The following is a 17,265-nucleotide window of genomic DNA, read 5'->3' as shown; positions in this document are numbered from 1 at the left end:
AGACAATTCAATTATGGGGCAAATAATGGAGGTCACTATGATCAAAGAAGAAAGTCACGCCGAGAGCGACAAAGCAAGGGCAGCCCGTTATTTCAATCGTGATCTCAGCTGGATCGAATTTAACCGCAGGGTGCTGCAGGAAGCGCAGGCTCCGGATACTCCACTGCTGGAACGGGCCAAGTTTCTCGCAATCGTCTCCAGCAACCTGGACGAATTCATCTCTGTGCGCGTAGCGGAAACCCGGGAGAAAATCAAAGCAGGCTTCATGCAGAAGGATTTTACCGGCTACACCCCGTCAGGCTTGTACAAGCGGCTGATCAAAAGAATTTCGGAAATGGTATCCGAGCAATACAAGACCTTCCGCGAAGTGTCGCGCCAGATGGTCAAGAAAGGGCTTGTATTTCTGGATTACGAGGATTTGAACGCCACCCAGCGCAAGGCTTTGGACACCTACTACCATGACATTATTTTTCCGGTGCTGACGCCGATGGCGGTCGATCAGAGCCGCCCGTTTCCGCTTGTGCATCACAGATATATTTATCTCGCGGTTGTACTGCGGCGGAAGGGGGACGGCCCCGATGAGAAACCTTTTTTCGCCATTGTCCAGGTTCCTTCGAATATTCCGCGCGTCGTTGCCGTTCCGCGCCGCGCCAACAGTAAAAACAAGCATTTTATTCTGATTGAGGATTTAATCAAGCACCATATTCATACGTTATTCAGCGGTTACATCCCGGAATCTGTTCATGGCTTTCGGGTAACGCGCAATGCCGACCTGAGCATTAATGAAGAGGAAGCGGAGGATCTGCTGGAGGAGATCGAGAAGGAGCTGCGCAGACGGAGAAGGGGAGCCCCTGTAAGGCTGGAGGTTGAAAAGGGCATTCATCCCTATGCCCTGCTGGAACTGCAGACCGAATTCGAGCTGTTCGATCACGTATTCGAAACGGACGGGCCGTTGGATCTTGGATTTCTTTCCTCCTTTGCCGACGGTCTTGAAGGCTATTCGCATCTCCGCTTTCCGCAGATCAAGCCTCTGTATCCGCCGGAGCTGCTGCTGCGCGAGGACATGTTCGAGGTGCTGCGCAGCCGCGATGTACTGGTATACCACCCGTATGAATCGTTTGATGCCGTTACGGATTTTGTGCTGGAGGCTTCCGAGGATCCGGATGTGATGGCCATCAAAATGACATTGTACCGGGTAAACGGGGAATCCCGTCTTATCCCCGCTCTGGCGCATGCGGCCGAATCCGGTAAGCAGGTTACGGTAGTGGTTGAGCTGAAGGCAAGATTCGATGAGGAACGCAATATCGCTTGGGCGCGCAAGCTCGAAAAGGCGGGATGCCATGTCGTCTACGGGCTGGTCGGCCTCAAAACGCATGCGAAAATCATCCTTGTCGTAAGGCATGAGCAGAATTCCCTCAAACGCTACGTGCATGTAGGGACAGGCAATTATAATGCAAGCACGGCCAGAGCTTATACGGATGTCGGGCTGTTCACGTCCAATCCGGTCATCGGTGAGGATGCTTCAGGGCTGTTCAACGAAATCACCGGTTTTTCCACCGTTAAGCAGCTGCAGGCTCTTGCTGCCGCTCCGACAGGGCTCAAGCCGAAGCTGTTTGAATTGATCCGGCGGGAATCCGAACATGCCAGAGCAGGAAGGCCGGCTAAAATTATAGCCAAGGTAAACTCTTTGTCCAATCAGGAGATGATTGATGAACTGTATGAAGCGTCCCAGGCCGGGGTCAAAATCGACCTGATTGTGCGCGGAGTATGCTGTCTTCGTCCGGGGGTGCCGGGACTGAGTGAAAACATACGGGTAATCAGCATTGTTGACCGTTTTCTGGAGCATTCAAGAATTTTTTATTTTGAGAATGCAGGCCATCCGGAAGTGTTCCTGTCCAGTGCGGATTGGATGACACGCAATTTATCGCGCAGGATCGAGCTGATGTGCCCTGTGTTTGACGAAGGGCTTAAGCAGATGGTGGTTGACATTCTCCAGCTTTCCCTCAGTGACAATGTAAAAGCCAGACAACTGATGCCGAACGGAAGCTATCGTTTTGTGAAAAACGACAGCCCGCCCGTCCGCAGTCAATTTGAGGCGATGAAGGTCACGAATTGGAAGAAAGAAATACAGACCACGACAAAATAATGTCCCATGCTTTTTGCACATCCTTGGCCGCATTTTCCATGGCCTTGAGCTCCAGGATCGGCTCCTCGCGGCTGTACAGCCGCAAATGAAGCGATCCGTCATCGAAGGATGGAACCATCTTGTCCACCACACCGGTTTCACTGCGGTCCAGCGCGATCCCCAGCTGGAGCAGGGAACCGATGCGGTGGACTTTTTGCATGTCCAGCGGCTGCAGGATGTCTTTATGGGCATGAAGCAGACGCTCGGTCCGGTTTTTCGGATGGTAATCAGCAGCGATGGCAGCCAGAACCATCTCCCGGTGCGACAAGCCGCCCAATCCGGCACGCATGATCCAGTACACGCTGTGCTGCGTGTAATGATAATAATTCAGGGTGGTCCCGGCTTTGTAGAGCATGGCTGCGGTGCGGATCACCCGTTCATCAAGCAGGGAGCTCTCTCCAGTCAGAAGCCGGTACAGCTGCTGCGTATAGTTCAATACCCGGTCAAGGTGTTCCGGGGCGGCGGGAACGCCGAACTCCAGCACATTGCGCAGTGAGCTCTGAAGCGGATCAGGCAGCACGGGATTCGCCGGACGGATAAGCTCGTGAAAGAGCCCGTCGCGCAGGCCCGCCCCGCTGATCAGAAAGGATGCGCCCTGGGCTGCGCGGAAGATGGTCTGAAGTATAATCAGACCTGGAATAAAAATGTCGGCTCTGTCCTTGGACAGGCCGGCAATTTTTTTGCGCTGTCCGTTGCTGAGACGGGGCAGATGGGCGAACATCCGGTCAACCTCATCCGCTGCCATCTCATAATGGTGGGTCACCTGCAGGGAGTAATCCCGTGTCCGCTGGCTGATTTTGGCCAGTGTTCTCATCGTGCCTCCAAGACCGATAAAGGGCAGACCAGGATTCGAAGTGATCCATGGATGCTCCTCAAGGGCAGACTGAACATATTGTTCCAGCCTGGCGATCTGTTCTGCATCCCAGATTCCGTCCCTGCTCTCCTGGCCAAAGCGGAGGTTCATATTCACGGCTCCGAAAGGAAAGGAGAAGGTTTTGAGCCGTTTCCGCTCCCTGAACAGCGTAACCTCCGTGCTTCCCCCGCCAATATCAATGATCATGCCGTCGTGTACGTTCATCGAGTTGACCACGCCGAGAAAGCCTGCGTTACCCTCTTCTTCTCCTGAGAGCACCTCTATCAGCAATCCGGTTTCTTCTTCGATCCAGGCCACGACCTCTTCAGAGTTAACGGCATTTCGTATGGCAGCCGTTGCTCCGGCTCTAAGCCGGGACACGTTATTCTGCTCGCATATCACCTTAAATTGGCGCAAAAGGGGAGCGATGGCTAGCACCGCCTTCCGTCCCATTTTTCCGTCTGGTCCCACTTTCTCGCTTAGCCGTGCCGATTCCTTATATTCTCTCACGATACGGTAGGCCCCCGTATCCTTTATTTCATAGATAACCAGCCGGATAGAGTTGGAGCCGATATCCATGATGCCTATATTGCTGTGCATTATGTACATCCCCTTAACAGTGATTTGGCAGGTCGAAGGCTGGCGTGAAAGCCGCAGCCCTGTAGTGTCAAGCTGTAGCTTATATTGTACCAATACCGCAGCACAGATACTACTTTTTCAATTCTATGTGGACAAAACAGGCCCCAGCCTTGGACAAACATACAAGAAAGAAAGAGTCTATTTGAGTAGATATAGTATTAGGAGGACCGGAAAGGAGATTTGCTATGGCTAGACAGCTTGCAAGCAAATTGCTGAAGACGGAAGCGCTGCTGCAAAACGGACAGGTTGCTGCTCATATTCCCCAGACGGTTAAATATTCTCCTGAAGAGTTAAGACGGATGCTGGAGCGACACAGGTTCGTATTCATTAAGCCGGTGAAGGGAGGAGGAGGACACGGTGTCATCAAAGTCGGGCGGCACGCCGGGGGCTATTATTGTACACGTCTGTCCCAGACATACCGCTGTTCACGTTTTGAGGATCTTGTAAGGGTTCTGTCCTCCATTAAGCTAAAAAGATCCTATCTCATCCAACAGGGGATCGAGCTGGCAACCATTGGGGGCAGGCCGATCGATTACAGGGTCAAAACGGTCAAGAACGAAGGGCATTGGGAATTCCGCGCAATGGTGGGAAGGCTCGCCCGTCCAGGTCTCGTGGTCACCAATCTGTGCAAAGGAGGCACACTGCTTCCGGGCCGTGTAGGGCTGAAGAGATCATTGAGAGGTACTTCGGCTTCGGCCAAATTAAAAGAAATGAGGGCTCTTACCCGGCTTTGTATTTCTGTTCTGGAGACCCATTTTCCGGGTTTGGGTCAACTGGGCTTTGACTATGGCGTTGACCGCGGCGGAAGGATATGGATTCTGGAGGTCAATACACGTCCGCAGTAATAGCAGTATGGTGAGCTCGTTTATGGCAGCAGTTGCGAGGGTAATAGATTTCTGACAAGCTGATCCTAAAAATTTTTTTTATCCACATTTGCAATCGACAAGGTTGTGTATAATTTTTATCCACATTGTCCACTGTGATTTATCTAGCTTTGGACTACTTACCAACAAACTGTACACAGGATTTCCACAACTGCTTGTGGATAACAAGAACGCTTGTTCCTGTTTATCTATTTTGATAGAATAAGAGGCGAGGAAAAAAAAGGAAAGGTGTGTCGGAGATGGGTATGCTGACGGACGAGATGCTGCTGGAATCCTACCACTTGGCAATCGAGCTTGATCTAGAGGACGATTTTATCTCCTTGCTATTGGCAGAGATCTATAGAAGAAATCTGACCATTACGGATTATTCTCTTCAATAAGAAATCTTCAATGTTCTGTTGCTCAGGTAGAGGGTAGTCCGTTTATGCTGCCAGCCAGATGAACACCTAAATTAAAGGCGCTTTATTCCCAATGCTGAAAATGGGAGTAAAGCGCCTTTTCATGTCATATGCTAGGGTAACCCTGCTTTTAAAGCTTCATATTGCTGCTGTGTCCCGGAGACAGCTTGGCATCAGGATCAATATACACCTTGGCGTTATTTACGGCCGTAGGCGCTTCGCCAAAGCCAACGGCAATCAGCTTCAGCTTGCCGGGATAAGTTGTAATATCCCCTGCCGCGAACAGTCCGGGAATATTGGTTTGCTGGCGGGTATCGACCACAATGGAGTTGTTTTCGATTTCCAGCCCCCATTCGGCAATAGGCCCCAGCGAAGAAACAAAGCCAAAGTTGACGATCACATCATCTACATCAATCGTTTGCGTTTCCTTCGTTTTTACATGGGAGAGCGTAACCTTGGTAATCCGGTCTTCTCCGTGCAGCTCCGTAATCTCGGTAGGTGTAATCACCTGCACCTTGGATGCCATCAGATTTTCGACACTGTGCTCATGGGCACGGAATTTGTCGCGCCGGTGAATGAGCGTGACCTGCTCCGCAATCGGCTCCAGCATGAGCGCCCAGTCGACCGCCGAATCGCCGCCGCCGCTGATCAGCACTTTTTTGCCGGCAAAGCGGTTCAGATCGCTGACAAAATAATGAAGATTGCTCTTCTCGAAGCGGGCCGCTTCCGGAAGCTCAAGCCTGCGGGGCTCAAAGGCGCCTACGCCTGCTGTAATAATAACGGCTTTGCCGTGATATTCGGCAGCATCGGTCGTAACGACAAAGTGACGCTCCTCTTTCTTCTCTACGGACAGCACCTTTTCCTCAAGGCGAATCGTCGGTTTAAAGTGATTCATTTGCTGTACCAGGTTGTTTACAAGCTCCTGCGCAGTCACTTTTGGAAAACCTGCTACATCATATATGTATTTCTCAGGATACAATGCTGCAAGCTGGCCTCCGAGTTGGGGCATACTTTCTATCAAGGTGACGGATGCCTGACGCATGCCGCCGTAGAAAGCGGCGAATAAGCCTGCAGGGCCGCCTCCGATAATAATCAGATCGCTTATGTTAGCACCTGTTATTTGCTCTGTCACTGGTTCAACACCTCCACAATGTACATTGAATCATTCGTATATACGTTGTATCCGCCGAACGTTTGATTCAATTTCTATTATTATAAACGCACAACAGGCTGTTGCAAAGTTAACAGACTCACTGACAAAGAAAGCAAAACCGGAAGGGGTATCCGTATGGGCAGTGTTCCTAAAATTGTAATTCTCGGCGCCGGCTACGGCGGCATTTTGACCGCTCAGAGCCTGCAGAAGGAGCTCAGGCACAAAGAGGCCGAGGTGACGCTTGTAAACCGTCATGATTATCACTATATCACGACCCATCTGCATATGCCGGCTGCGGGCACAGACTCCATCGAGCACGCGAGAGTTCCCATTTCCAGACTGATTGATGAATTCAAGGTGGATTTTATCAAGTCTACGGTTCAGGCTATCAAGCTGGAAGAAAAGAAGGTGATGCTGGATCAAGGCTCGCTTGATTATGATTATCTGGTGCTGGGACTCGGCGGGGATCCCGAAACCTTTGGTATCCCCGGCATGCTGAAAAATGCATTTACGATCCGCAGCATCAATTCCGTACGGCTGATCCGGGACCATATTTCTTATCAGCTGGCCAAGTACAAAAATGACAACAATCCGGCCAGACTGACCTTTGTTGTCGGTGGAGCAGGTTTTACAGGCATTGAGTTTGTGGCTGAGCTGGCGGACCGGCTGCCGCAGCTGTGCAGGGAGTACGATATCCGTCCGCAGGACATTAAAATCATCAATGTCGAAGCAGCCCCGACGGCGCTGCCGGGCTTTGACACCGAGCTTGTCGAATATGCGATGGACGTTCTGAAGCGCAAGGGAGTTACCTTCAGAATCGGTATTCCCATTAAAGAATGTCTCGCAGACGGCGTCATCATCGGTGAGGGTGAGAAGATTCCTACGGGCATGGTTGTCTGGACCGGAGGCATCCGCGGCAATCACTTGATCGAGGAAGCTGGTTTTGAGGTCATGCGCGGACGGGTTAAGGTCGATGAATATTTGCGTGCTCCCGGCTATGATCATGTATATATGATCGGTGACAACTCCGTGTTTATGAACCCGGAAGGGCGTCCTTATCCGCCGACTGCCCAGATTGCGATGCAGCAGGGAGTCGTCTGTGCGAAAAATATCGCTGCCGCCATCCGCGGCAGGGAACTGCAAAAATTCAAGTTCAGCAATAAAGGGACGGTGGCTTCCCTGGGCCGTGGAGAGGCCGTTGCCGTCGTAGGCGGGAAAAAGATCAAGGGCTGGGTGGCGGCACAGCTCAAAAAAATGGTCGACATCCGGTATTTGTTCATCATCGGCGGCATTCCGCTGGTGCTGAAGAAGGGAAGATTCTTTTAAATGAATCTCTCTTCTGCAAGCTAAAAAGCCGTTCACGGTTAAATCTGTGAACGGCTTTTATGATGAACTTCGTTTTACAGCTTCATCATGTCTCCGAACGACTCCGTATCCAGCAGACTGCCGACGTAGAACGAGCCGAATTCGCCGAAGCGGGCACTGACTTCATCGAAGCGCATTTCATATACAAGCTTCTTGAACTGCAGCGCATCGTCGGAGAAGAGGGTAACGCCCCATTCCCAATCGTCAAGACCGACGGAGCCCGTAATAATCTGCTTGACCTTGCCGGCATAGCTGCGGCCGATCAAGCCGTGGCTGCGCATCATGCCTTTCCGCTCTTCCATGGACAGCATATACCAGTTATCGTTCAGATCGCGCTTCTTGTTCATCGGATAGAAGCAGATGTAACGGTTCTTCGGCAGGATCGGCTTCAGGCGTGCGACAATCTGCGGGTTCTGCATCGGGTCTTCGTCCTTGCCTCCAAGATAATTACTCAACTCTACAATACTTACATAAGAGTAGGCTTTTGTAGTATATTTGGCAAAGGTAGTTTTGTTGAACTCCGTTTCAAGCTTGTTCAAATCCTCAAGCGTCTCGCGCAGGTGCATCATGACGAAGTCGGCTTTCTGGCCGACGATAGCATACGCCGTCGAGCTTCCGGCAGCCGCTGCTTCCACATCGGACCATTCCTTCATAAAATCATTCAGCTCGTCCAACGCGCCAGCGCGTTCTTCATCATCGGCGGCCTTCCAGGCTGTCCAGTTGATGGACCGGAAATCATGGAGCGCATACCAGCCTTCCAGTGTGGCTGCCGCTTCATTTGTGGTAGATGCGGGTTGATTCATTCACGTTCACTCCTGTTCTTGGCATGTTTCACCCCTCCCATTCTATCCCATTTGAAAGCGGCGGGGCAAATGAAGTAATGGTGAACAATTCATATGGAACCGCAAAAAGGACGAATTCGTGAAATTTGACGAATGCGGGCGGCTGCGGCAGACAAAATACCGCAATTTTACCTTTATTTCCGCATCGAAGAGAGGCCCAAGTGTGATAGAATAGTAAAACATCTTGGAGAACGTGATGTGAGGAAAGGAAGAATGAACGATGCGCATGAAGAACCTGCTGCATTTTACCGAAAACCACCGTTACTGTGTATACCGGGAATTTGGCCTCGGCACCATGGATGAGGTCATGCTCGGCCAGGTATACCAGCCCCTTGTGGGCGCATTTGCCATCAGTCTGTACCGGCTGCTGTTCCAGCAGGTTCCTGCGGGCCGGATCGGCTATTCGCGGCCTGAACAGCAGCGCAGCCTGTTCCTGACGCTTGGCCTGGAGCCAAGCGAGAAGGGGCGCAAGTTCCTGATAGAGCAGACGTCCAGACTGGAAGCGGTCGGTCTTCTGCAGACTTCACGCCTGTACGTACCTGAAGCGGATGATTATATGTATGAATACGAGCTGCAGCCGCCGCTTTCGCCGCCGGAGTTTTTCCGCACTCAGCATCTTACACTGCTGCTGCGCGACAAAATCGGCAAATTTGCGGTACTGTCCCTGCGCTCCTCCCTGTGGAGCGAGGAGACGGCTGAATGGACGAGCACCACTCGCAGCAAGGAGAATATTTCTCTACCCTTTTACGAGCTGTTCGAGCTCAACACCCATGTTATCGATTATGAGCTGGAGCAGGCGCTGTCCGAAGTGTCCGTATCCCGACAAAAGGGAACGGTTCCCCTGGAAGAGGAGGAGAGCATCAATTATGCGGACATCATTCTCCGCTTTCCGCGGGAGTCGGCCAACCGCAAGCATGTGGAGCGGCTGCGTTTTGATCATGAGCAGTTCGGAGTCGTGAAGTACGTTGCCCGTAAATACTCGCTGACAGCCCAGGACGTCAGCCGCCTGCTGGACGAGGACGGAATATTTAACGCGCAGGGCGAACTGTTGCTGGACGAACTGCAGTATAAGGCCAGCCTGCAGTTCAGACAGGATTTGAAACGGCAGGAGGAGCAGCGGATCAAGGCGGCCAAAGTGGTTGCCCTCCGCCAGGAATTTAATGCCGTGACGGATGAACTGCCGGACGAGCAGCCTGTCGAAATGGAATTTTATGTGGAGGTACCTCCACAGTTTGCGGATAAATGTGACATTCATCAATATAATATGATGCTGCGCAATGAGCCGTATAACCGGCTGCTGCAAACTCTTTTCCCCGGCACAGTTCCGGGCAATCTCCTGGATATTTTCGAGAAGCTCGATTTAAGCTACAAGCTGCCCGGCGAGGTCATTAATGTGCTGATTCATTATCTGGTCACCCTGCTTACGACGGGCAATGAGCAGCGGATTAACCGCAATTTTGTGGAAGCAATCGCCTCCAATATGCTGCTGAAGCAGGTTCATACCTATGAGAAGGCGGTTGAATATATACGTGATCAAGCCAAGGTAAAAGGCAAGCAGACCGCCGGGGCTGCCCGCACTCGCGCGTATAAGGGAACATCGGGCAAACCGGCGATCCCCGTCATCCAGAATCAATCCGCAGGAGATACGGTATCGGAGGAAGAACTGGAGGAAGCCCTCCGCATGGCGGAACAGCTGCAGGCCGGACGGAAAAACAGTTAATGCAATAGATTAGAAAGGAAGATAGGTCATGGAATCGATGGGAGACTTGCTGCAGCAGATGCAGAGTCCCTCCTTCCGTCAGCGCTCCCGCAGCATTGCCGACCAGGTGATGAACGATCCGCTGGTTATGGAATTCCGCGCCGAGCACCCGGAACTGGAGGAGGAACTGCTGCGGCTTAACATGAGCCGGCTTTACCAGTATGCACGGGACCGCCGCAACTGCAGCCGGTGTCCGGGACTGGAACAGTGTCCGAATGATTTTCAAGGGCACTACTGCAAGCTTGCGGTTGAACAGATCAACGGACAAACGCAAATAGTGGATTCACGTACGCCGTGCGGTCTTCAGCTTGCGCATGAACATGAGCAGCAGGTTAAGCAGCGGATTCGCAGCTTTTATATTGACGAACGGGCACTGCGTGAAGGATATGATGCGGTGGAGATTGCCCGCAAGGATCCGCAGCGTGCTGCGGCAGTGACCCAGGTATTCCGTTATATTGCGGAAACGAAGGATAATGGGCTGCAAACGAGGGGCTTATATCTTGAGGGATCCTTTGGCACCGGGAAGACATACCTGATGGGATATATGCTGAATGAACTGGCTGCGGCGGGGTATAATGGAGTCATCGTCTATATGCCGGATTTTGTCGAGGACTTGAAATCGATGATCCAGGACGGACAGAAGCTGAAGGAAACAACGGAGCTTCTGAAAAATTGCGACCTGCTTGTGTTTGACGATATCGGGGCGGAAAATCTGAGTCCCTGGGTCAGGGACCATGTGCTGGGCTCCATCCTGAATTACCGTATGAACCGCAAGCCTACTTTGTACACCTCCAATTATTCGCTGCAGGATCTGGAGCGGCACTTGAGCTTTACGAGCCGGGACGGGGAGGAGCTGTACAAAGGGCAGCGCCTGATGGACCGGATTCGTCCTTTTGTGGATGTGGTTCCGGTGAAGGGTAAGAACCAGCGCGGCTCGCAGTAACCTTTGGAATACATTGATTGATATTTTTATTTCTATCGAAACAATTGTGTGCTATAATGTGTGAAGTGTCTTATCCGACACAACAGGTTATAATATACTTATACGACTTTTCCATAAGGAGGAATTTGCAATGGCTATTGTGAACGTGTCCGATCAGTCTTTCAATACAGAAGTTGAAGGTCAAGGAACAGTTCTTGTTGATTTCTGGGCTCCATGGTGCGGGCCTTGCAAAATGCTTGCTCCAATTCTGGAAGAACTGTCCACAGAAGTTGGCGACGACCTGAAGATCGCTAAAGTCAATGTGGATGAAAATCCGGAGTCCGCTTCCCGTTTCGGCGTGATGAGCATTCCTACCCTGATCGTTTTCAAAGACGGCCAGCCCGTTGACAAGGTTGTAGGTCTGAACTCCAAAGAAGCGCTGAAAAACATGATCAGCAAGCATCAGTAACAGCACCCGCATCCGGGGTCGGCATCGACCTCCGGTCGTCAGGGTCTGATGAATGCCCCCGGTGTTAGCCGGGGGTATTTTTTCGTATTATATAATAGAGGTAGTTCAAAAAGTCATCTTTTGATCACGAAGGAAATCAGGAGGCGGACTCGACATCGATTCTTGAATTCAGCCGGGACTTCCGGTGCTCACGTACCCCAAGTACGCTCCGCTCCTCAGTCCCTAGCTTCATCCAACCTTCTCGGTGCTGAAAACCTGACTTTTTGAACACGCACTAATAGAACAAGACCATCATGGGAGGAGAGACCGGGAGAATGGAATCCTATGCGGATGCCCTGCGGGAGCAGGAGAAGGCGCTGGAGAACATCAATAACAAACTGGCGCTGCTTCCGGACTCATCGGGCTGTTACCTGATGAAGAACCGGGAGGGCACCATCATTTATGTAGGCAAGGCCAAGGTATTAAAAAACCGGGTCCGCTCCTATTTCCGGGGCAGCCATAACGGCAAGACCCAGCGCCTTGTCTCCGAGATTCGCGATTTTGAATACATTGTAACCGCCAGTAACATGGAAGCCCTTATTCTTGAGTGCAATCTGATCAAGAAATATCAGCCGCGCTACAATGTGCTGCTGAAGGATGATAAAACATTTCCTTACCTCAAAATAACGAATGAACCGCATCCGCGCCTGGAGGTTACGCGGCGGGTGCTTAAAGATAAAGCGAAATATTTCGGGCCCTATCCCAATGCTTATGCGGCCCATCAGACGAAGAAGCTGCTGGACCGGATGTATCCCTTGCGCAAATGCGGAGCCATGCCCAAGGAGGTATGCCTGTATTATCACATGCATCAATGCCTCGGTCCGTGTGAATATGAAGTGAGCCAGGAGACGTACCAGCAAATCAGAGACGAAATCAGCTCGTTTCTCAGCGGCGGGCATGAGGAGATCAAGAAGGAACTGCAGCGCAAAATGCAGGAAGCGGCGGAGGAACTATACTTTGAACGGGCAAAGGAGCTGCGGGATCAGATCATCAGTATCGAAGCGCTTATGGAAAAGCAGAAGATTACGACCGCAGATACAAAGGACCGAGACGTGTTCGGCTTTGCCGTGGACAAAGGCTGGATGTGTGTGCAGATCCTGTACGTCCGCAAGGGCAAAATGATCGAACGCCATATGTCGACCTTCCCGTTTTATGGCGAGCCTTATAATGATTTTATCTCTTACGTGACCCAGTACTACAGCGACAATCCGGCGCTGCCGCAGGAAATTTTGCTGCCTGACGCGCCGTCCGCGGAGGAAGCTGCCTCCGGGGAAGAGCAGAGTGTGACAGGAGCAGAGTTGCAGCATGCTGATCAAGCAGCCGAATCGGCCGCTTCCTATACAACGGGTGAGAGCAAGCTGGCAGAGGCAGAGGAAGACCCGCAGCCATTGGCAGGCGGCGGGCTGGAGGACCCTCATACGGCGGCAGCCGCGCTGCAGCAATGGCTTGAGGTCAAAGTGCTGCTTCCGCAGCGTGGGCTGAAGCGCCAGATGGTCAGCATGGCAACAGAGAATGCACGGGTCGCGCTGGATGAGAAGTTCCGCCTGATCGCCAGAGATGAGGAAAGAACGTCCAAGGCGGCGGATAATTTGGGACGCGCCATCGGCCTGGAGAGCCTTCACCGTGTGGAGGCGTTTGATAACTCCAACATTCAGGGGGCCAACCCGGTATCTGCGATGGTTGTGTTTATCGATGGCAAGCCGGCCAAGAAGGAATACCGCAAGTACAAAATCCGCTCTGTACAGGGACCGGATGATTATGAAACGATGCGTGAAGTCATCCGCCGCCGTTATGAACGGGTGCTGAAGGAAAATCTGGAGATGCCCGATCTGATTGTGGTGGACGGGGGACGCGGCCAGATTTCGGCAGCGGTGGATGTGCTGCAGAACGAGCTGGGCCTGTTCATCCCGGTATGCGGCCTCGTCAAGGATGCCAAGCACAAAACGTCCCAGCTGCTGGTCGGCGATCCGCCGGAGACGGTGGCGTTGCCGCGCAACAGCGAGGAATTTTACCTGCTGCAGCGCATTCAGGAGGAGGTTCACCGTTTTGCCATCACCTTCCACAGAGAACAGCGCGGCAAATCCATGGTGACCTCAAGACTTGATGCAATTCCGGGCATTGGGGAAAAACGGCGTAAAATGCTGCTTAAGCATTTTGGCTCCATCAAAAAAATAAAAGAGGCCAGCGTTGAAGATTTCCGGCCTCTCTCCATTGGCGACAAGCTCGCCAGACAAATTATAACTGCCCTTCAGGATGAGGAGTCGTAATATACGGCTTCTCGTTTTTTTTAGGGTTAAAGAGGTACACCACGTAGCCGACAACAGCCGGCAGCACCATTCCGATGGCCCCTACGGCGATGTTGACGGGATCTCCCATCGACATCAGGCTGATTCCCATCAGAATGCTGTCGAATACGACATGACTGAACATTGCAGTAATAAAGCCGTATCTAAGGAAAATAAAGCTGAAAATCAGGCCAAGAAACAGAAGCTCGATCGGACGGGTAATGACAGGGTAAATCGGATACAGGGTATGCCCGAACGCCCAGATCAGCGAGCTGATGGCGCTTGCGGCCAGCGTGCTGCGCACGATCTTTCTCAGCATCGGGATGCCGAACAGCCTGTAAAGCGCCTCTTCCCCGATCCCCGCCATCCATGCCATGATCGGCAGCAGCCAGGCATAGGCCATATTATACGGCGACTGTGTCTCATCTATGGTAGACCAGCTGCCGATCAGCAGGTTGAGAATAACGAAGATGACGGACTGAACTCCCAGCAGGATGAAAGCCCACAGATATCCGGTGCCCATGCTGCGCAGCACATAAACTCCGTATCCGGGCTCTTTGGCCCGCGGCCACGGATTGAGACCAGCCTTTTTCCAAAGCCCGTTGCCTCCTACAAAGGAAAAATAAATGATAACCCCCATCATCAGATTAAAGATAATTTGCAGACCGATGCCGAAGATCAGAGCGTCCCTGTTGGCGGATTGAGCCTGCAAATAAGGCATCATGTTGAACAGAGTCAGCACCGAAATGGCAAAATAAATGAAGCTCAGCATAATACCGCGGGTAAATGAGGTATGACGCCGGGTCAAACTGCTGTATACCACGGCAAGCACGCCTAGCACAAAGGAAAACAGCATGTAGCCGATATAATACAGAAGGTTTGCAAGCTTTGTCTGCTGATCCACATATTCTGTTTGGGAAGGAGGCACAGCAAAGGAGGACGCTAGAGAGCGGACGCCCCCGTTTTCAAACGTCAGCCTGATCTGCAGCACGGCATCCCCGATCTTGCTTCCTTCATCCGAATAGGTGAGCCCTGGTTTGTCTTCGCGGCTTTCCACAGTCAGATTTTCCGTGTTATATCCCATCTGCTTCAGTATGGGCGCTGCCAATGCCTCTTTATCTGCAAGAGACAGGCCCGCTTCGTATGACCGCAGCAGCCCGCTTCGGGTTTCCCCTTCAGGAAGAGCTTCGGTGCTGTTATAAAATCCGTCGCTCATTTGAATAATAAAACCGGCAGGTTTTCCCGTCTGCAGCCCCACATCAACCATCACGGTACGATCCTGAGCCGGATCGGGCAGGCTGACCCGGTAAAATTCATAAGGAAATTTGCCGCTCCACACCCGGTTGTATTCGGGAAGCAGCTGCTCCCTGGAAAGGTAACCGTACAGCTCGGATTGTGCTTCATAGGCCGGGGCCGGAATTTCTTCCGCTGAGCTTTTATAACCCAAAACGGACTTGGCAAAAGCTTCAGCGCTCTCTATTGCCTGCTGTTTGCTGATTACCTCCCCTGGCTGATTCTGGTTTAAGGATGCAAGCACCGGCAGCAGCACCTGCAGCAGCAGAAACACGGCGAGGCCGACGATGCCCAGGATGCTCAGCTTTTTGAAATCAGCGGTTAATTTAACCGGTATTCCTATGGGATTCATCTAATACCTCCTTCATCTGAACCATTTAAAGATAACATAGTGTTCTGTTGACCGCCATCGCTTCATGAACGTGTGTAAATACGATGAAAAAGATGAAAGAATACAATAATGTAGGATTCATTGCAGCAGGACAGCATCTTTTGCACTGAATTGGCGTTATTTGAGTCTTTTTCATGAAAAGCCTCTTTTGTGATGTACAAGGAGAAGGTTTATAATTTGTTTGCAATTGCATAAATGCCGAATTTCGTTACGAAAACGGGGGAACCATTAAATTGGGGTGAATTTCGCACCTGGTCATGGCCGGGTCCGAATAGGACAATTCTGCAGTCCGAATCCGTCAGCTAACCTCGTAGGCTGCAGCAGGAACCTGGTCAGGCACTCGGTTTTCCGGTGTCTTTTTTTATGATTATGGAGCGGTCTATCTTTTGTGAGGTACATCGATGGACGTTTTTTTTATTGACTTTTTCTAGAGGTGTAGAATGATAATTCCAAAACTGAAGTGGCTGCATTTATCCCCACCGCGCATTCTTGTGTGCGGCTTTGCCCTTATTATTTTGCTCGGAGCGGGACTGCTTATGCTGCCCATCTCCAATACATCGGGGGTGCCGCTGCCGTTTATTGACGCCTTGTTCACCGCGACGTCGGCCACTTGTGTGACCGGTCTGGTCGTTGTGGATACTGGCACGCATTTTACCGTATTCGGCCAGATCGTCATCGCGCTGTTAATCCAGATCGGGGGGCTTGGCTTTATGACCATGGCCACCTTGGTGGCTCTCGTGTTCAAGCGCAGAATTTCACTGAAGGAAAGGCTCATTCTCCAGGAAGCGATGAATCAGACCTCCATGGAGGGCATCGTCTCACTGATCCGCAAGGTGCTGCTGTACTCGCTCATTATAGAAGCGGTGTGCGCCGTGGTGTTCGCGGCACGCTGGTCTTTTGACATGCCCGTGGGCAGAGCCATTTACTTCGGGGTGTGGCATGCCATTTCGATGTTTAACAATGCAGGCTTCGACCTGTTCGGTGAATTCCGCAGCCTGACATTGTACGTGAACGACCCGGTTGTCAACTTTACGGCCATGTTCTTGATTGTTACCGGCGGTATCGGTTTTGTGGTCATGTCGGATCTGGTGGAGTACCGCAAGAAAAGAAAGCTGTCCCTGCATACCAAAGTTGTGCTTACGATGACAGCAGTGCTTATTGTTACCGGCGCCTTGGTTATTATCGTCTTCGAATTCACCAATCCAAGGACGCTCGGCAGCCTGCCGTGGTCAGGCAAAGTTCTGGCTTCGCTTTTTCAGTCCGTTACGCCGCGCACGGCGGGCGCCAATACGCTGGATATCGCCGGACTCCGCCAGGCTACGCAGTTTTTCATTATTATACTGATGTTTATCGGTGCTTCTCCAGGCTCAACTGGCGGCGGTATTAAAACGACGACTTTTACGATTCTTGCAGGAGCCGTAGTGTCCATGGTGCGCGGAAGGGAAGATATCGTGATTTACCGTTACCGGCTGGCGCAGGAGCGTATTCTGAAGGCACTTACGATTACGATGCTAGCCCTTTTTCTGGTGATTACCGTTACGATGATTCTTACCACCACCGAGGATCATCATTTCTTGATGATTCTGTTTGAAACGACCTCCGCATTCGGAACGGTCGGGCTTTCGATGGGACTGACGCCGGACTTGACGGTGATCGGCAAAATATTGATCAGCTTCACGATGTTCGCGGGCAGGCTTGGACCGATCACGCTCGCATACGCTCTGGGAAAAAAGCAGGACAAAGAGCTTTACCGGCACCCGGAAGGCAAAATGATTATAGGATAAGGGA

The 17,265-nt window shown here is 51.7% G+C and carries 13 protein-coding genes and 1 riboswitch; of the genes, 9 read left to right on the top strand and 4 right to left on the bottom strand.

What is annotated here, in order from left to right; genetic code table 11:
* Positions 1–37: 37 nt before the first annotated feature.
* On the top strand, positions 38–2,146 hold the full coding sequence (gene ppk1 / locus ACE5KN_RS19480; RefSeq protein WP_375524311.1) for a polyphosphate kinase 1: 2,109 nt from the start codon (positions 38–40) through the stop codon (positions 2,144–2,146).
* On the opposite strand, the gene ACE5KN_RS19475 is transcribed toward ppk1, so the two are convergent.
* Positions 2,106–3,638, bottom strand: coding sequence for a Ppx/GppA phosphatase family protein (locus ACE5KN_RS19475; RefSeq protein WP_375524312.1), 1,533 nt, complete (start codon positions 3,636–3,638; stop codon positions 2,106–2,108). The two genes, ppk1 and ACE5KN_RS19475, sit on opposite strands and share 41 nt — an antisense overlap.
* Positions 3,639–3,862: 224 nt before the next feature.
* On the opposite strand from ACE5KN_RS19475, the gene ACE5KN_RS19470 reads away from it, so the two are divergent.
* Together ACE5KN_RS19470 and ACE5KN_RS19465 are read left to right on the top strand one after the other, a co-directional pair.
* A complete protein-coding gene (locus tag ACE5KN_RS19470) occupies positions 3,863–4,522 on the top strand; it encodes a YheC/YheD family protein (RefSeq protein ID WP_375524313.1) in 660 nt (219 codons plus the stop codon).
* A 278-nt stretch (positions 4,523–4,800) separates the two neighbouring features.
* Entirely contained in the window at positions 4,801–4,941 is a 141-nt protein-coding gene (locus ACE5KN_RS19465) for a sporulation histidine kinase inhibitor Sda (protein ID WP_355322184.1), read from the top strand.
* Positions 4,942–5,089: 148 nt separating this feature from the next.
* On the opposite strand, the gene ACE5KN_RS19460 is transcribed toward ACE5KN_RS19465, so the two are convergent.
* The gene (locus ACE5KN_RS19460; protein ID WP_375524314.1) at positions 5,090–6,091 is read right to left on the bottom strand and encodes an NAD(P)/FAD-dependent oxidoreductase; all 1,002 of its coding nucleotides are present in this window, start codon (positions 6,089–6,091) and stop codon (positions 5,090–5,092) included.
* Positions 6,092–6,247: 156 nt separating this feature from the next.
* Here ACE5KN_RS19460 and ACE5KN_RS19455 point away from each other — a divergent pair, with 156 nt between their 5' ends.
* On the top strand, positions 6,248–7,438 hold the full coding sequence (locus ACE5KN_RS19455) for an NAD(P)/FAD-dependent oxidoreductase (RefSeq protein ID WP_375524315.1): 1,191 nt from the start codon (positions 6,248–6,250) through the stop codon (positions 7,436–7,438).
* A 74-nt stretch (positions 7,439–7,512) separates the two neighbouring features.
* On the opposite strand, the gene hemQ is transcribed toward ACE5KN_RS19455, so the two are convergent.
* Complete coding sequence (gene hemQ / locus ACE5KN_RS19450; protein WP_375524316.1) at positions 7,513–8,280, bottom strand: hydrogen peroxide-dependent heme synthase; 768 nt, start codon at positions 8,278–8,280, stop codon at positions 7,513–7,515.
* 259 nt (positions 8,281–8,539) lie between these two features.
* Here hemQ and ACE5KN_RS19445 point away from each other — a divergent pair, with 259 nt between their 5' ends.
* From ACE5KN_RS19445 to uvrC, 4 genes are all read left to right on the top strand, one after another.
* Positions 8,540–10,039: a DnaD domain protein gene (locus ACE5KN_RS19445; RefSeq protein WP_375524317.1), complete on the top strand. Its 1,500-nt coding sequence runs from the start codon at positions 8,540–8,542 to the stop codon at positions 10,037–10,039.
* A 28-nt stretch (positions 10,040–10,067) separates the two neighbouring features.
* Entirely contained in the window at positions 10,068–11,021 is a 954-nt protein-coding gene (gene dnaI / locus ACE5KN_RS19440; protein ID WP_375524318.1) for a primosomal protein DnaI, read from the top strand.
* Between the two features lie 130 nt (positions 11,022–11,151).
* The gene (gene trxA / locus ACE5KN_RS19435; RefSeq protein ID WP_355322172.1) at positions 11,152–11,469 is read left to right on the top strand and encodes a thioredoxin; all 318 of its coding nucleotides are present in this window, start codon (positions 11,152–11,154) and stop codon (positions 11,467–11,469) included.
* Positions 11,470–11,783: 314 nt separating this feature from the next.
* The gene (gene uvrC, locus ACE5KN_RS19430; RefSeq protein ID WP_375524319.1) at positions 11,784–13,775 is read left to right on the top strand and encodes an excinuclease ABC subunit UvrC; all 1,992 of its coding nucleotides are present in this window, start codon (positions 11,784–11,786) and stop codon (positions 13,773–13,775) included.
* Here the strand turns inward: uvrC and ACE5KN_RS19425 are convergent.
* A complete protein-coding gene (locus ACE5KN_RS19425; RefSeq protein ID WP_375524320.1) occupies positions 13,744–15,438 on the bottom strand; it encodes a CPBP family intramembrane glutamic endopeptidase in 1,695 nt (564 codons plus the stop codon). The two genes, uvrC and ACE5KN_RS19425, sit on opposite strands and share 32 nt — an antisense overlap.
* A 225-nt stretch (positions 15,439–15,663) precedes the next feature.
* A riboswitch (cyclic di-AMP (ydaO/yuaA leader) is annotated at positions 15,664–15,809 on the top strand.
* Between the two features lie 108 nt (positions 15,810–15,917).
* On the opposite strand from ACE5KN_RS19425, the gene ACE5KN_RS19420 reads away from it, so the two are divergent.
* On the top strand, positions 15,918–17,261 hold the full coding sequence (locus ACE5KN_RS19420; RefSeq protein ID WP_375524321.1) for a TrkH family potassium uptake protein: 1,344 nt from the start codon (positions 15,918–15,920) through the stop codon (positions 17,259–17,261).
* Positions 17,262–17,265 lie beyond the last annotated feature (4 nt).

This window comes from Paenibacillus terreus (assembly GCF_042138595.1).
In the GTDB taxonomy this organism is placed as follows: domain Bacteria; phylum Bacillota; class Bacilli; order Paenibacillales; family Paenibacillaceae; genus Paenibacillus; species Paenibacillus terreus.
This window is presented reverse-complemented; position numbering and strand designations above follow the sequence as displayed.

Excerpts from the sequence above, each read along its gene's own strand:
- ACE5KN_RS19455 (WP_375524315.1), top strand. The coding sequence starts at position 6,248 with ATGGGCAGTGTTCCTAAAATTGTAATTCTCGGCGCCGGCTACGGCGGC.
- ACE5KN_RS19420 (WP_375524321.1), top strand. The coding sequence starts at position 15,918 with ATGATAATTCCAAAACTGAAGTGGCTGCATTTATCCCCACCGCGCATT.
- ACE5KN_RS19475 (WP_375524312.1), bottom strand. The coding sequence starts at position 3,638 with ATGCACAGCAATATAGGCATCATGGATATCGGCTCCAACTCTATCCGG.
- uvrC (WP_375524319.1), top strand. The coding sequence starts at position 11,784 with ATGGAATCCTATGCGGATGCCCTGCGGGAGCAGGAGAAGGCGCTGGAG.
- ppk1 (WP_375524311.1), top strand. The coding sequence starts at position 38 with ATGATCAAAGAAGAAAGTCACGCCGAGAGCGACAAAGCAAGGGCAGCC.
- ACE5KN_RS19470 (WP_375524313.1), top strand. The coding sequence starts at position 3,863 with ATGGCTAGACAGCTTGCAAGCAAATTGCTGAAGACGGAAGCGCTGCTG.
- ACE5KN_RS19425 (WP_375524320.1), bottom strand. The coding sequence starts at position 15,438 with ATGAATCCCATAGGAATACCGGTTAAATTAACCGCTGATTTCAAAAAG.
- trxA (WP_355322172.1), top strand. The coding sequence starts at position 11,152 with ATGGCTATTGTGAACGTGTCCGATCAGTCTTTCAATACAGAAGTTGAA.
- ACE5KN_RS19465 (WP_355322184.1), top strand. The coding sequence starts at position 4,801 with ATGGGTATGCTGACGGACGAGATGCTGCTGGAATCCTACCACTTGGCA.
- dnaI (WP_375524318.1), top strand. The coding sequence starts at position 10,068 with ATGGAATCGATGGGAGACTTGCTGCAGCAGATGCAGAGTCCCTCCTTC.
- hemQ (WP_375524316.1), bottom strand. The coding sequence starts at position 8,280 with ATGAATCAACCCGCATCTACCACAAATGAAGCGGCAGCCACACTGGAA.
- ACE5KN_RS19445 (WP_375524317.1), top strand. The coding sequence starts at position 8,540 with ATGCGCATGAAGAACCTGCTGCATTTTACCGAAAACCACCGTTACTGT.